The 13,388-nt window shown below is 71.1% G+C and carries 14 protein-coding genes; 7 read left to right on the forward strand and 7 right to left on the reverse strand.

Features of this window, described 5'->3' with window-relative positions; translation table 11 throughout:
* Nucleotides 1-54: 54 nt before the first annotated feature.
* Nucleotides 55-588, reverse strand: a complete 534-nt coding sequence (locus tag KBX21_RS26125) for a RidA family protein (protein WP_049566923.1) — start codon at nt 586-588, stop codon at nt 55-57.
* 82 nt (nt 589-670) lie between these two features.
* Here KBX21_RS26125 and KBX21_RS26130 point away from each other — a divergent pair, with 82 nt between their 5' ends.
* Nucleotides 671-826 carry a hypothetical protein gene (locus KBX21_RS26130; protein WP_017544712.1) on the forward strand — a complete coding sequence of 52 codons (156 nt, stop codon included), beginning with the start codon at nt 671-673 and terminating at the stop codon, nt 824-826.
* A 48-nt stretch (nt 827-874) separates the two neighbouring features.
* Here KBX21_RS26130 and KBX21_RS26135 read toward each other — a convergent pair whose 3' ends face one another.
* On the reverse strand, nt 875-1,702 hold the full coding sequence (locus KBX21_RS26135; protein WP_082206265.1) for an aldo/keto reductase: 828 nt from the start codon (nt 1,700-1,702) through the stop codon (nt 875-877).
* Between the two features lie 306 nt (nt 1,703-2,008).
* On the opposite strand from KBX21_RS26135, the gene KBX21_RS26140 reads away from it, so the two are divergent.
* The 5 genes from KBX21_RS26140 to KBX21_RS26160 all read left to right on the forward strand — a co-directional run bounded on the left by KBX21_RS26140 (nt 2,009) and on the right by KBX21_RS26160 (nt 7,435).
* Entirely contained in the window at nt 2,009-3,172 is a 1,164-nt protein-coding gene (locus tag KBX21_RS26140; RefSeq protein ID WP_210844304.1) for a CdaR family transcriptional regulator, read from the forward strand.
* Nucleotides 3,173-3,295: 123 nt separating this feature from the next.
* A complete protein-coding gene (locus KBX21_RS26145; RefSeq protein WP_210844306.1) occupies nt 3,296-4,510 on the forward strand; it encodes a cytochrome P450 in 1,215 nt (404 codons plus the stop codon).
* Nucleotides 4,511-4,624: 114 nt separating this feature from the next.
* Nucleotides 4,625-5,221 carry a Dps family protein gene (locus KBX21_RS26150; protein ID WP_210844309.1) on the forward strand — a complete coding sequence of 199 codons (597 nt, stop codon included), beginning with the start codon at nt 4,625-4,627 and terminating at the stop codon, nt 5,219-5,221.
* A 217-nt stretch (nt 5,222-5,438) separates the two neighbouring features.
* Nucleotides 5,439-6,599 (forward strand): iron-containing alcohol dehydrogenase, encoded by a 1,161-nt coding sequence (locus KBX21_RS26155; protein ID WP_210844311.1) that lies wholly within the window; start codon nt 5,439-5,441, stop codon nt 6,597-6,599.
* A 47-nt stretch (nt 6,600-6,646) separates the two neighbouring features.
* Complete coding sequence (locus tag KBX21_RS26160; protein ID WP_210844312.1) at nt 6,647-7,435, forward strand: sulfite exporter TauE/SafE family protein; 789 nt, start codon at nt 6,647-6,649, stop codon at nt 7,433-7,435.
* A gap of 78 nt (nt 7,436-7,513) precedes the next feature.
* Here KBX21_RS26160 and KBX21_RS26165 read toward each other — a convergent pair whose 3' ends face one another.
* From KBX21_RS26165 to KBX21_RS26185, 5 genes are all read right to left on the reverse strand, one after another.
* Nucleotides 7,514-8,386, reverse strand: a complete 873-nt coding sequence (locus KBX21_RS26165) for an ABC transporter permease (RefSeq protein ID WP_049566901.1) — start codon at nt 8,384-8,386, stop codon at nt 7,514-7,516.
* Nucleotides 8,379-9,149, reverse strand: a complete 771-nt coding sequence (locus KBX21_RS26170; RefSeq protein WP_049566898.1) for an ABC transporter ATP-binding protein — start codon at nt 9,147-9,149, stop codon at nt 8,379-8,381. Before KBX21_RS26170 ends, KBX21_RS26165 begins: the two co-directional genes overlap by 8 nt.
* An 8-nt stretch (nt 9,150-9,157) precedes the next feature.
* Nucleotides 9,158-10,207 carry an ABC transporter substrate-binding protein gene (locus KBX21_RS26175; RefSeq protein ID WP_210844313.1) on the reverse strand — a complete coding sequence of 350 codons (1,050 nt, stop codon included), beginning with the start codon at nt 10,205-10,207 and terminating at the stop codon, nt 9,158-9,160.
* A gap of 136 nt (nt 10,208-10,343) precedes the next feature.
* Entirely contained in the window at nt 10,344-11,393 is a 1,050-nt protein-coding gene (locus tag KBX21_RS26180; RefSeq protein WP_210844314.1) for an ABC transporter substrate-binding protein, read from the reverse strand.
* 253 nt (nt 11,394-11,646) lie between these two features.
* Nucleotides 11,647-12,513, reverse strand: coding sequence for a MetQ/NlpA family ABC transporter substrate-binding protein (locus KBX21_RS26185; RefSeq protein ID WP_210844315.1), 867 nt, complete (start codon nt 12,511-12,513; stop codon nt 11,647-11,649).
* Between the two features lie 239 nt (nt 12,514-12,752).
* Between KBX21_RS26185 and KBX21_RS26190 the strand changes: the two genes are divergently transcribed.
* Nucleotides 12,753-13,295, forward strand: a complete 543-nt coding sequence (locus tag KBX21_RS26190; protein ID WP_049566885.1) for a winged helix-turn-helix domain-containing protein — start codon at nt 12,753-12,755, stop codon at nt 13,293-13,295.
* The last annotated feature ends 93 nt before the right edge of the window (nt 13,296-13,388 follow it).

Raw genomic sequence — 13,388 nt, forward strand, 5'->3', positions numbered from 1 at the left:
CCTGCGGGGGGCCCCGCCCGCCCCGGGTGGGGGCACCGCGCCCACCCGCCGTGATCAGGGCCGCGTGTCCCGGGAGAACTCCCCGGGTTCCGCGGTCGCCGGGGCGTCCGCGAAGGGGTCGTCGACCTCCTCCACGAGTTCGCGGGGACGCCCCTCGTCCAACTCCGCGCCGTCACGCGAGTCCGGGACCACCGCCACGCACTCCAGCTCGATCTGGGCCCCCTCCTCCAGCAACTCGGTGACGCCCAGGACCGCCATGGGCGGGTAGTAGCGACCCATGTGGCGGCGGTAGATCGATCCCAGTGCCTTGAGGTTGACCCGGTAGACGCCTACCGAGGTGGTGTAGACGCGCATGCTCACCACGTGAGCGGGTTCGGCCCCCGCCGTTCTCAGCGCCTCCACCACGTTGGCGAGCGCGTGGTCGAACTGCTGTACCAGTGAGTCACCGGTCAGTACCCCGTCGGAACGCAGGGCCATCTGCCCGCCCACGTACACCGTGCGGCCCGGGGCCACCACGAGGGCGTGTGAATAGCCCACGGGGTCGGGAAGGGAGAGCGGGTTGATGATCTCGTGCGGTGTCTGGTCCATCGGCGGACCCTCCGTCTCGCTCGGCACGCACCCGGGACTCCCCCGGTGAGAGCGTCGTCCGACATGCGGCTACCATGACCGCATGATCACTTCCGTGCTGTCCGTCCTGGCCCTGACCGCAGTGGTCGGGCTCTTCCTCGCGATCTTCGTCGGCGGTGGCGTGTACGTCGCCCGTGTGCGCCGCGACGGCATCGAGGCCACCCTGTCCGGCGCCCGCAGGCTCCGCGAGCTCCGCTAGGCGACGCCGCGAGCCGCGCCGCCCCCGGTCACCGGTCGGCCGCGCGGCTCAGTCTCCGTCGAAGCTGTCCGGGTCGGGGCCGAACCGGTGCTCCTGGTCGAGACCGTCGATCCGGGCCATGTCCTCGTCCGAGAGCTCGAAGTCGAAGATCTCGAAGTTGGCGCGGATGCGCTCCGGCGTCACCGACTTCGGGATGACCACGTTGCCCAACTGGACGTGCCACCGCAGAAGCACCTGCGCCGGGGTCCGTTCGATTTCCTCGGCGATCCGCGTGATCAGCGGGTGGCGGAGGAGTTCGCCCTGGCCGAGCGGGCTCCAGGCCTCCGTGGCGATGTTGTGGGCGGAGTCGAAGGCCCGCATCTCCCCCTGGGAGAGCAGCGGGTGCAGTTCGATCTGGTTGACCATGGGGGCGATCCCGCCCTCCTTCATGACCCGCTCCAGGTGCGTGCGCTTGAAGTTGCACACGCCGATGGCGCGGGCGCGGCCCTCCGCGTACAGGCGCTCCAGCGCCTTCCAGGTGGGCACGTAGAGGTCGCGCTCGGGCAGCGGCCAGTGGATGAGGTAGAGATCCACCATGTCCAGGCCGAGCCGCTCCAGGCTGGCGTCGAAGGCGCGCAGAGCGGAGTCGTAGCCGTGGTCGGCGTTGGCGAGCTTGGTGGTGACGAACAGGTCCTCCCGCTGGAGCCCCGACCGGCGCAGCGCCTCGCCCACCCCCTCCTCGTTGCCGTACGCGGCGGCGGTGTCGATACTGCGGTAGCCCGCCGCGAGGGCGTGTGAGACCGCCTCGCCCACGGCGTCGTCGGGCACCTGCCACACGCCGAAACCCAGCTGCGGCATTTGCAGCCCGTTGTTCAGCGCGATGCCGGGAACCGTCATCGTCCTCATCCCCCGTCTTCCCCGTCCGGCCCGGCCGTTCTCCCGGCCGACCGGTGTGCCCGGCGCGCCCGGCACGCCGACGCTCGGTGTTGGACTCGTGCTCTATACCGGGCCTGTGTGCGCATACTGCCATGTCAGCGGGGGTCGACCTCTGAGGCTGCGCCGCACATGTGCACGGTTTTTACCCGGATGGCCGGTCTCGGCGTGCGCCGGATGTGGCGATAGGCTGCCCGCCCGCCCGGAGGACGAGGTGTCGCGCTCGGCGCGGTCCCGCCGGAGGATCGTCGGCGCGGGACGAGGAGGGGCATGGGCCGCGAGGAACGCGTACGGGTCAGCGCTGAGCTGGAGCGTGACCGGGCCGGGCTGGTGGAGCGGATCGTCGCCGAGGTCCACACGGAGGTGCCCGCCTACCGAGCGCTGCACGGATCCCAGCTGGCGGAGGTGCGGGCCATCACCGGCTGGTTGGTCGCCCGGTCCCTGGAGCTGTGGGTGCGCGGGGACCGTCGCCTGCCTCCGGAGGACGTGGAGCGGCTCCGTGGGATCGGCCGGGCACGGGCCGCAGACGGCCGTTCGATCGGTGCCGTGGTGCGGGCGCACCGGGTCGGATCGGCCGCCGCCGCGCGGTTGCTGCGCGATCAGGCGGGCGACAGGCTCGACGCCGCCGACGTGTTCGCTCTGAGCGAACTGTGGCTGGCCTCCCTCGACCAGATCTCCGAGAGCCTGGAAACGGGGCACGCCGAGGCCGCCGAACGGCTGGACGCGGATCGGGAACGTGCCCGGCGCGCGCTCCTCGACGACCTGCTGATCGGCCGCCAGGCGTCCCGGGGTGCCATCCGGGACCGGGCGCGGACCCTGGGCATCGCCCCGCCCGACCCGGCGGTGCTGGTGGTCGCCGAACCCGTGCGCGCCGAGGACGTCACGGTGGCTGTGGGGATGGAGCTGGTCGCGGAGGCCTCGCAGGCAGGAGCCGACCCCCTGGTGACCACGCGTTCGGGCCGGGTGGTCGTCCTGGCCGCGCCCGAGGACGCCGAGCGGATCACCCGGACCGTACTGGCGCGGGGATGGCGGGGCTGCGCCCTGGATCCGCGCGGACTGGCGGACCTGTCCGCCGCGTACCGGCTGGCCGACGGCGCCGTGGAGACCGCTCCCCCACACGCCTTCGGCTCGCACGACCTGCTGCGCGACTCCGACGCGTGTGTGCTGTCCCTGCTCAACGGTGGCGGGGTAGCGCCGTCGACGGTGCGCCACGTGGTTCTGGGCCCGTTGCTGACCCACGACCACCGCCACCTGCTGGACACACTGCACGCCTACTTCCGTGCGGGCGCGGCCACCACGGCGGCGGAGTCGCTGCACGTCCACGCCCAGACCCTGCGGTACCGGCTGCGGCGCGTCCGCGAACTGACCGGCCACGACCCCCACCGCCCCTGGCCGAGGTTCGTCCTGGAGACCGCCTGCGCGGTGGCACCCTGAGCCCGTTCCCGGCGGCGCCACGGGGGTTCCGAGGCGCGGCGCCCCCGTACTCCGCAACCGCGACACGGCGCCTCCCGGGTGGGTAGGAAACGGGAGAACCGCATCCCTGTGGAGAGGCCGACGATGACCCGCACACCCCCCGCACTGTACGGACCCGAGTTCGAGGCGGACCCGCACCCGGCCTACCGCTGGCTGCGCGACCACGCGCCCGTCCACCGGATCGACCTGCCCGGTGGCGCCTGGGCCTGGCTGGTGACCCGGTACGACGACGCCCGGTCGGTGCTGGCCGACCCGAACATGCTCAAGGACCCCGGGCGCGCCAACGCGACCTGGTACCGGGCCGGGCTGGGGCTGCCCTTCGACCACCGTCCCAGCCTCGTGCGCAGCATGGTCAACGTGGACGCTCCCGACCACTCCCGACTCCGGAAGGTGACCAGTGGGGCGTTCACTCCCCGCCGGGTCAGGGCCCTGCGGGAGAGCGCCGAGCGGATCACCGGTGAGCTCCTGGACGCACTGACGAAGGAGGAGGCACCGGACCTGGTGCGCGACCTGGCCTACCCCCTTCCGATCGCGATCATCTGCGACATCCTCGGGGTGCCGGAGGAGGACCGGGCCGAGTTCCACCGGCAGGCGGCGGTGATCGACTCCTCCTCCCCGGACGAGTACGAGGCGATCGGCGCGGCCACCGACTGGTTCGACGCCTATCTTGACGGGCTGGTGGCGGCGCGGCTGCGCGAGCCCTCCGACGACCTCCTGGGTGACCTGGTGGAGGCCCACCGGTCCGGTGAACTCTCCCGTCACGAGGTGACCTCGACGGCGTTCCTGCTGCTGGTGGCGGGGCACGAGACCACGGTCGCGCTGATCGGCAACATGCTCCTGCTCCTGCTGCGCGACCCCGAGGAGATGGCGCGTCTGCGCGCCGACCACGAACTCGTGGGCCCGGCGATCGAGGAGTCGCTGCGGCTCGAGAGCCCGTTGCAGAACGCGACCTGGCGCTTCCCGGGTGAGCCGACGACCGTGGGCGGGGTTCGCCTGGAGGCCGGGGAACCGGTGCTGGTGTCACTGCTGGCCGCCGGGCGCGACCCGCGGCGCTACGAGGACCCGGACGTCTTCGACCCCCGGCGCGGGGCCTCACACCTGTCCTTCGGACACGGGGCCCACTTCTGCGTGGGCGCGCAGCTGGCCCGTGTGGAGGCGCGGGTGGCCGTCACCGCGGTCCTGGAGAGGCTCCCGGGCCTGCGTCTGGCCGTGGACGAGGACGAGCTGCGGTGGTGGCCGAGCATGATCATGCACGGGCTGTTCGCGCTCCCCGTCGCGTTCGACCGGGACAACTCCTGAATCCTTGCCCTGACATGGCGTGCGTTTTCTCTCCCGACAACGGTCGGTGACCAAGACTGGCTGGCGGAGCTCTTCTGTTCCACGCAGCACACCGACCCGGAGGGGGAACCCGTAGTGACCACCGCCGACCAGAGTTCGAGCCAGACACCCAAGCCGCGCAGCAGCCAGCCGTGGCTTCACCAGAGGGGTGAGGAGATCCAGCAGTTCGGGACGGTCCGTCAGCTACCGGTCGGTCTGTCCTACGACACGCGCATGTACTCGTGTCAGCGGCTCAACCAGGTGCTGAGCGACCTCCGCATCCTGCACGACATGTACAAGAAGCACCACTGGCTGATGCGCGGGCACACCTTCTACCAGCTGCACCTGCTGATGGACAAGCACGCCGAGGAGCAGACGGCGCTGATCGACACCGTCGCGGAGCGCATCCAGACCCTGGGCGGGGTCGCGGTGGGCGACCCGAGGCACGTCGCGGAGCTGACCAGCATCCCGCGCCCGCCGAACGGTGTCGAGGAGGTCCCGGCGATGCTCTCCAGGCTGCTGGAGGCACACGAGGCCGTCCTGGAGGACTGCCACGACGCCGCGGCACGCGTGCAGGAGATGGGCGACGACGGCACCAACGACGTCCTGGTCTCCGACGTCATCCGCACCAACGAGCTGGAGGCCTGGTTCGTGGCCGAGCACCTGGTGGACACGCCGCTCGTGCACACCTGACCGGACCAGCGCCGTCGAACACCTGCCGGAGGGCCGGGCCTGGCGCCCGGCCCTCCGCCCACTCGGGGACCGTGCGTCACCGAGGCGGTACGAAATCGGTACGGCGCGGGAGGAGTCGAATCGGAGAGCGGGGTAGGTACCGGGCGGCGAGCCGTGGCCCCGGCACCCCGGGGGGCGTCGCCGGTGCCCGTACTCCCGTCCCCCGGAGGTACCCCGAGTGTCCGCTTCCATCGTCCTGCCCCAGGTCATCCGCGTGGGCGCGGGGGCCTCGGCCGAACTGGCCGGGACCCTGGACTCCCTCGGACTGTCCCGTCCGCTCCTGGTGACCGATCCCTTCATCGCGGAGCAGCCGTTCTTCCACCGACTCCTGGCCGGCCTCAAGGAGTCCGGCCTCTCCCCGAGGGTGTTCGCCGACACCGTTCCCGACCCCACGACCGCCGTGGTGGAGGAGGGGGTGCGGACGCTTCGGGAGGGCGGCTTCGACTCCCTGGTCGGTGTGGGCGGTGGCAGCCCCATCGACACCGCCAAGGCGGTGGCCCTGCTGGGCGCGCACGGCGGGCGGATGCGCGACTACCGGGCGCCGGTGGTCACCGACACCCTCGCTCTGCCGGTGGTGGCGGTGCCGACCACGGCGGGCAGCGGTTCGGAGTGCACGCGCTACAGCATCATCACCGACTCCGAGTCCGGGGAGAAGATGCTCTGCTCTGGCTTGGCGATGCTGCCCCGAGCCGCGCTGGTGGACTTCGAACTCACGCTGGGCATGCCCCGGCGACTGACCGCCGACACCGGGGTGGACGCCCTGACCCACGCGATCGAGGCGTACGTGAGCGCCCGGGCCAACCCGGTCTCGGACGGGTTCGCGCGCGAGGCGATGCGTACGATCTTCACCCACCTGCGGTCCGTCTACGCCGACCCGGACGACCGGGCCGCGAGGGAGGCGGTGATGGTGGGCTCCACCCAGGCGGGGATGGCCTTCTCGAACTCGAGTGTCGCCTTGGTGCACGGGATGAGCCGACCTCTCGGGGCGCACTTCGGGGTGGCCCACGGGTTGTCCAATGCCATGCTCCTGCCCGCGGTCACGGAGTTCTCGGTACCCTCCGCCCCCTCCCGCTACGCCGACTGCGCCCGGGCGATGGGTCTGGCCGCCCCGGACAGCACCGACGGTGAGGCCACCGGCGCCCTGGTGTGGGAGCTTCGCCTGCTGAACCAGGAGCTGGAGGTGCCGACCCCGCGCGAGTACGGGATCGGGGTCGAGCGCTGGTGGGAGCTGGCGCCGCTGATGGCCGAGCAGGCGCTGGCCTCCGGATCGCCCGGCAACAATCCGAGGGTGCCCGTCGCCGAGGAGATCGTGGAGCTGTACCACGCGGTGTACGGCTGATCGAGGAACCGACGCCCTTATTCCTACCTTTACAGTAGGGTTTTGGGGTGACTCTGCTCCTCGCCGTCCTGGCCGGTTTCTGCGTCGCCGCCGTCACCACTCCGGTGGGGATCTCCGGCGCCGTGCTGCTCCTGCCCGTCCAGCTCGGCGTGCTGGGCCTGAACGGCCCAGCGGTCAGCGCCACCAACCTGCTCTACAACGTGGTGTCCACCCCGCTCGGACTGAGACGCCTGGCCCTCTCCACCCGCGGCCACGGAACGGCGATGCTGGTCGCCGCGTGCGCCGCGGCGCCCTGCGCGATCGCCGGTGCCGCCGTCCGTGTGACGTGGCTGTCGGACCCGGCGCTCTTCCGCGGCCTGCTCGCGGTGCTCATGCTGTTCATGGGCGCCCGGCTGCTGGTCACGAGGTCGCGACCGGGGCCCGACCCGGCCCAGGCCCGGGTCCGGCGGGGTGGCGCTCCGCTCGCCCTCGCAGCCGGGGGCGCCGCGCTCCTCGGCGCCGCTGTGGGGATCGGCGGGGGGTCGGTTCTGGCCCCGCTACTGATCGCGGTGGGCGGGTGGCCCACCTCCCGCGCGGCCGTGGTGGGTCTGACCACCACCCTGGTCACATCCGTGGTGGGGCTGGGCGCCTACGCCGTCTTCGACCGGGTGGGTTTCGGCGCCGCCCCCGCCGCCCCCGACTGGGGTGTGGGCCTGGCGCTGGGGATCGGCGGCGCGCTCGGCGCGCTGGTGGGCCTGTCCCTCAGCCGCCGCCTGGGAGAGCAGCCGTTACGAGTCCTGCTCGGCGGGCTGCTGACGCTCACCGGGATCTCCTACCTGGTCGGGCTGTTGGTCTGACGTCGCGTCCCGTGGGCGCGACGCCGAAGGGCCGTGCGCCCTCGCGAACACACGGCCCCTCCCCCTCGGGTTCCCTGGCTACTGGGTGATGCCCCAGCGGCGGCGCAGGGAGCGGTCGGCCCAGCTGAAGAAGACGTCGATCATGATGCCGATGACCAGCACGATGATGATGTAGCTGAGCAGCCGCTCGGCGTCGTTGAGCTGACGGGCCTGGCTCAGCGCCCAGCCGATCGAGTTCTGTTGGTTGATGATGACCAGCAGCTCTCCGGCCATCAGTGAACGCCAGGCGAACGCCCAGCCCTGCTTGAGACCGGTGACGAACATGGGCAGCGCGGCCGGGATGACCAGCAGCGTGTAGCGCTGGACCCCGCGCAGACCCATGACCTTGCCCGCCCGCAGCAGGGACGGGGACACGTAGTCGATGCCCGAGGTCAGACCGCCCGCGATCGACGGGGCCGCGCCCAGGATGATCACGAACATGATGGCCGACTCGCTGATGCCGTACAGCAGCATCGCGAACGGGAACCACACGATCGACGGCATGGTCTGGAGGCCCGTGATCAGCGAGCCGATCGCCGTCCGCAACGGCTTGAACTGCGACACCGCCAGCCCGACGACCACGCCCACGGCCAGGGCCAGGGCGAACCCCACGAAGGCACGCCGCATGGTGACCTGGACGGCGGTCCAGAACTCGGGGCTGGTGACCTCGTTGAACAGGGTGGGAAGCACCCGGTCCGGGCCGGGGAACACGAACTCGGTACGCCAGCCGGACCACACGACCGCCTGCCAGGCCGCCAGCACGATGACGACCGCGGCCAGCTTGGGCCAGGTCGCGGCCCACACCCCCCGGGCGATCTCACCGGCGCCGCGTTCGTTGACGCCGCGTTGGGGCTGGAGTTCGAGGGCGTCGAGCCCCTGGACCTGTCGGTCCCGCACGTCGGTCTCAGGCATGGCGCGAAACCTCCTCACGCAGTCGGTCGGTGATGGCGGCGGCCTGCTCGGCGATGGGCGCGGAGTCGATCCGGCGGGGGCGTTCGCCGTGCACCGTGAACTCCTCGATGACGCGGCCCGGGCGGCTGGACAGCAGCACGACCCGGTCGCCCAGGCGCACGGCCTCGCGCACGTTGTGGGTGACGAACAGGACGGTCAGCGACTTCTCCTGCCAGATCCGTTCGAGCTCGTCGTGGAGAATGTCCCGGGTCATGGCGTCCAGCGCGCCGAAGGGCTCGTCCATCAGCAGGACGTCGGCGTCCTGGGCCAGGGCGCGGGCCAGGGCCACGCGCTGGCGCATACCCCCGGAGAGCTCGTGGGGGCGCTTGCGTTCGAAGCCGGTCAGGCGGACCAGGTCCAGGAGCTCGGTCACGCGCCTGCGGCGCTCGGCCGTGGGGACCCGGTTCACCTTCATGGGGACCTCGATGTTGGCGCCCACGGTCAGCCACGGGAAGAGCGCGGCCTCCTGGAACATCATGGCCACTCGGTGGTCTCCGACGTCCACGGAACCCGTGGTGGGTTCCTCCAGGCCGGCGACCAGCGACAGCAGGGTGCTCTTGCCGCAGCCGGAGGCCCCGACGATGGACAGGAACTCTCCGGTGCCGACGTGGATCGACATGCCGTCGACGGCGGTCACGGCGCCCCGGCCCCGGCCGAAGACCTTGGAGATGGAATCGATCTCCACGGCGTTCGTCCCGGTCCTGGGTTCGGTGATGGCGGTCATTGGTGCCCTTACCCTTCCAGCCCTGCGACCAGCTCGTGTCCGGCCTCGGCCAGGACGTCGTTGAGCGGTTCGAGGGCGTAGATTCCGTTGAGGTCGACGGGGTCCAGCAGGCCGATGGCCTCGGCCTGCTCCGCCTGGACCAGGAGCGACGGCGCGACCGGGTCGACGGTGAAGGTGACGTTCTCGAAGGCCGCGGTGGTGAGCTCGGGGTCGAGATCGCCTCCGGTGAGCGCCTCCAGGTGCGCCCGGGAGGTCTCGGCGGCCTCCCCCGGGTTGTCGTTGATCCAGTCGACCGACTCCACGTGACCGCGCAGCAGGTCGGCGACGGTGTCGGGGTCGTTCTCCAGGAACTCGGCGCTGACGACGAGGAGCGTGGTGACGTACTGTCCGCCGGTCCCCTCCCACAGGTCGGGTTCGTCGACGAGCAGGTGGGCGTCGTCCTCGGCCAGGACCCGGCTCAGGTGGGGTTCGGGGATCCATGCGCCGTCGATCTCGCCGAGCCGGAAGGCGTCGACGGTGTCGGGGTTGTCCTGGGGGATGATCGAGAGGTCGCCACCGCCCGCCGTGTCGACCTCCCAGCCCTGCTCCTGGGCGAACCAGCGCAGCGCCACGTCCTGGGTACCACCGAGCATCGGTGTGGAGAAGGTGTGTCCGGGCAGGTCGGCGACGGTCTCGATGTCGTCGCGGACCACCAGGCCGGTGCCCTGGGTGGCGGCTCCGGCGATGACGTGCAGGGCCTCGCCCTCGGACTGCGACCAGCCGTTGACGGCGGGGTTGGGGCCGAGGAAGGCCGCGTCGATCTCCCCGGAGAAGACGGCGTTGACCGCGTCGGGACCGTTGTGGAAGGTCTGGGTGGCGAACTCGACCTCGCCCAGGGCCTCGTCGAGGATGCCCCGTTCCACACCCACGAGCGCGGGGGCGTGGGTGATGTTCGGGAAATAGCCGAGGGTCAGGGTGTCGGCGGCGCCACCGTCCCCCTCGCCCCCGCACGCGGTGGCGACCAGCCCCAGGGCCAGGGCGGCCGCGGTGGTTCTCAGCGGGGTCGGGGAAACGCGCATCTCAGGGGTCCTTGTCGGTGTCTGCGGAGGGACGGGGAAAACTCTACTTAATAAGTAGGTTTTGTGAAAGCACCGGGGCGGTGTGAGCCGGGGTGGCGGCCCCGTCCGAGCCCGCCACCCCTCGACCGCCGGGCGGCTACAGCCCGGCGACCTGCTCACGGGACCCCTCGTCGAGCAGCCTGTTGAGCGGGTCCAGGGCGTAGATGCCCTCCAGGTCGACCGGGTCCAGCAGACCCACGGCCTCGGCGTGCTCGGCGCCGCCCCGGAGCGAGGGGGCGATCGGGTCGACAGTGAAGACCGTGTTCTCGAAGGCCGAGGCGACCACCTCGGGACTGGGGCCGCTTCCGGAGACCGCTCCCAGGTGCGCGATGGCGGCCTCCTGCGCCTCCTCGGAGTTGTCGTTGATCCAGTCGACGGTCTCGATGTGGCCGCGCAGCAGGTCCTCCACCACGTCGGGGTGGGAGTCCAGGAAGTCGGCGCTGACGATCAGGTGTGTGGTGACGAAGTCGCCGCCGGTCTCCTCCCAGAGGTCCGCCTCGTCCACCAGCAGCTCCCCGTCGAGCTCCACCAGCAGGCGGCTCAGGTGGGGTTCGGGCACCCAGGCCCCGTCGATCTCCCCGAGTTCGAAGGCGTTGATGATGTCCGAGTTGTCCTGCGGGATGATCGAGAGGTCGCCGCCTCCCTCGGTGTCGGCCTCCCAGCCCTGTTCCTGGGCGAACCAGCGCAGCGCCACGTCCTGCGTGTTGGCCAGCTGCGGCGTGGACAGGGTGGTGCCCGGCAGGTCGTCGACGGAGTCGATCCCCGGGCGGACCACCAGGCCCGCGCCACGCGAGGTGGACCCCGCGATGACGCGCAGGGCGGTGCCGTCCGACTGCGACCACCCGTTGATGGCCGGGTTGGGCCCGATGAAGGTGGCGTCGATCTCCCCGGCGAACAGCGCGTTGATGGCGTCCGGGCCCGCGTTGAAGGTCTGGGTGGACAGCTCGACTTCGCCCAGGGCGTCGGCGAAGGTGCCGTTCTCCACGCCGACCAGGGCGGGAGCGTGGGTGATGTTCGGGAAGTAACCGAGGGTCAGGGTGTCGGCGTCACCGCCTCCGTCACCGCCCGACCCTCCACAGGCGGTCGCGACCATCCCGATCGCCAGTACCGTGGCGGCGGCCGAAAGCACGGGCTTGCGCAGGCTCATGAGGGTCCCTTTCGGGTGATCAGAGGGGCGAACGGGCCAAACTCTACTTAATAAGTAGGTTTTGTGGAATAGGAGGCGCAAAGGTTTCCTATGACTCAGGACACTTTACCCACGTTCGATCACGGAAAGTGATCAACCCGCCACCCACCAGCGGGAACGTGAAAGGGGCGGTGGAGGCCCGAGGGGCTCCACCGCCCCGAGGGGGTGAAGGCGCGCGCCCGTCGGGCACGCCGGACCCGAAGGCCCGTGCACACTACTCCGCGAGGGAACCGTCGGCGTTGACCGGCAGCACCACGCCCTGCCAGGTGTCCCGGACGTACTCCAGGACCCGCTCGTCGTGCAGCAGCTCGGCCAGCAGCTGGACGCGCTCGTCGTCGGAGTTCTCGTCCAGGACCACCAGGCCGTTGGCGTACTTCTCGACGTAGTCGTCGCCCTCGGGCTCCCAGGCCAGGACGTTGGCGTCCTCGGTGACCCCGGCCTCGATGGCGTAGTTGCCGTTGATAACCGCGGCGTCGACGTCGGCGATGGAGCGCGGCAGCTGCGCGGCCTCCAGCGGCGTGATGACCAGGTCCTGCGGGTTGTCGACGACGTCCTTCTCCGTGGCCGTCTCACCGGCGTCGGGGTCCACGGTGATCAGACCCTCGGTCTCCAGGATCGTCAGCGCGCGGTTGAGGTTGGCCGGGTCGTTGGGTACCGCGACCTTGGCTCCCGTGGGCAGATCGTCCACGCCCTCGTAGGTCTCGGAGTAGAGACCCAACCGCTCGATGTGGACGTCGGTGACGTAGGTCAGTTCCGCGTCGGGGCCGTTCGCGACCCACTCGTTCAGGAACGAGCGGTGCTGGAAGTAGTTGGCGTCCAGGTCACCGTTGACGAGCCCGGCGTTGGGCGTGTTGTAGTCGGCGATCTCGTCGATCTCCAGCTCCAGCCCGGCCTCCTCGGCGAGGTTCTCGTCGATGAAGGCGAGGATGTCACCGTGCGGCACCGGGCTGACACCGACCCGGAGCGGCCCCTGCCCGGACTCGGCGTCGGCGGACCCGGAGTCCTGCTCGCTGGGGGCACCGCAGGCGGCGAGGGTCAGAGCCAGGGCGGACGCGCCGATGAGGGTCGAGGTCGTGCGCATGGTGCACTCCTTCGTGGTCGTGGGACGGAGGATCGCGGGGGGTGTCCGGCGGCGGGGGAACCGACACCGGCAGGCCCGGCACCCTCGTGGGGCGCGGGCGTGTTGGTACCAGAGACTAGACCACCTTGTTGGTAGGAAAAATCCGTTTTGCCCGAGGTCGATCGTGGCCTTCCCCACAGCGTGAAAAATTACCCACTAATCCGGTAGCTTTTGAAGGAAACCGGAAGCATCATGGGTACATGCTCAGCGCACACACCGCACCTCCTCGAGCCGACGACCGCCCCACCCCGACGCGGAGTCACCCGGCCCTGACCGCCGTACACGGACCCGCCGTCTCCCCCGGCGCGGAGACCCCGGAGGGCGAACACTCGCTCCTCGGCCTGCTCCCGCTCCCCGAGAGCGGCCGGTACATGCTGGTGTACGGGGTCGTCGTGGACGAACCGCACCCCGGAGTCCGCCCCGTGCCGGAGGCCGGCGGCGACCTGCTCCTGGACCGGGACTCGCGCCGCGTGTGGGCCCAGGGCACCGAGGTCGAGCTGACCTTCCAGGAGTACGAACTCCTCGAGTGCCTGACCGCCGCCCCCGGCCGCGCGGTCACCCGGGGCGAGCTCATGGAACGGGTCTGGGGCTCCAGCCGCGAACTGCACTCGCGCACCATCGACGTGCACATCCACCGCCTGCGCCGCAAGCTCGGCCGGGCCGGGGGCCGCATCGCGACGGTGCGCAAGGTCGGGTACATCTACCACGGCCCCTCGGCGTCAGTCCCTGAACGGGGGGACTGACCGGCGGGGCCGCCGCGCGGAGTTCTCGGAGAACGCGCGGCGGCCCGCTCCGCTCCCACGCACACGACAGGGGCGCGGCGCCCCCTCTGGGGA

This window comes from Nocardiopsis sp. B62 (genome assembly GCF_018070675.1).
GTDB lineage: Bacteria > Actinomycetota > Actinomycetes > Streptosporangiales > Streptosporangiaceae > Nocardiopsis > Nocardiopsis prasina.

Excerpts from the sequence above, each read along its gene's own strand:
- KBX21_RS26125 (WP_049566923.1), bottom strand. The coding sequence starts at position 588 with ATGGACCAGACACCGCACGAGATCATCAACCCGCTCTCCCTTCCCGAC.
- KBX21_RS26130 (WP_017544712.1), top strand. The coding sequence starts at position 671 with ATGATCACTTCCGTGCTGTCCGTCCTGGCCCTGACCGCAGTGGTCGGG.
- KBX21_RS26135 (WP_082206265.1), bottom strand. The coding sequence starts at position 1,702 with ATGACGGTTCCCGGCATCGCGCTGAACAACGGGCTGCAAATGCCGCAG.
- KBX21_RS26140 (WP_210844304.1), top strand. The coding sequence starts at position 2,009 with ATGGGCCGCGAGGAACGCGTACGGGTCAGCGCTGAGCTGGAGCGTGAC.
- KBX21_RS26145 (WP_210844306.1), top strand. The coding sequence starts at position 3,296 with ATGACCCGCACACCCCCCGCACTGTACGGACCCGAGTTCGAGGCGGAC.
- KBX21_RS26165 (WP_049566901.1), bottom strand. The coding sequence starts at position 8,386 with ATGCCTGAGACCGACGTGCGGGACCGACAGGTCCAGGGGCTCGACGCC.
- KBX21_RS26170 (WP_049566898.1), bottom strand. The coding sequence starts at position 9,149 with ATGACCGCCATCACCGAACCCAGGACCGGGACGAACGCCGTGGAGATC.
- KBX21_RS26175 (WP_210844313.1), bottom strand. The coding sequence starts at position 10,207 with ATGCGCGTTTCCCCGACCCCGCTGAGAACCACCGCGGCCGCCCTGGCC.
- KBX21_RS26180 (WP_210844314.1), bottom strand. The coding sequence starts at position 11,393 with ATGAGCCTGCGCAAGCCCGTGCTTTCGGCCGCCGCCACGGTACTGGCG.
- KBX21_RS26185 (WP_210844315.1), bottom strand. The coding sequence starts at position 12,513 with ATGCGCACGACCTCGACCCTCATCGGCGCGTCCGCCCTGGCTCTGACC.
- KBX21_RS26190 (WP_049566885.1), top strand. The coding sequence starts at position 12,753 with ATGCTCAGCGCACACACCGCACCTCCTCGAGCCGACGACCGCCCCACC.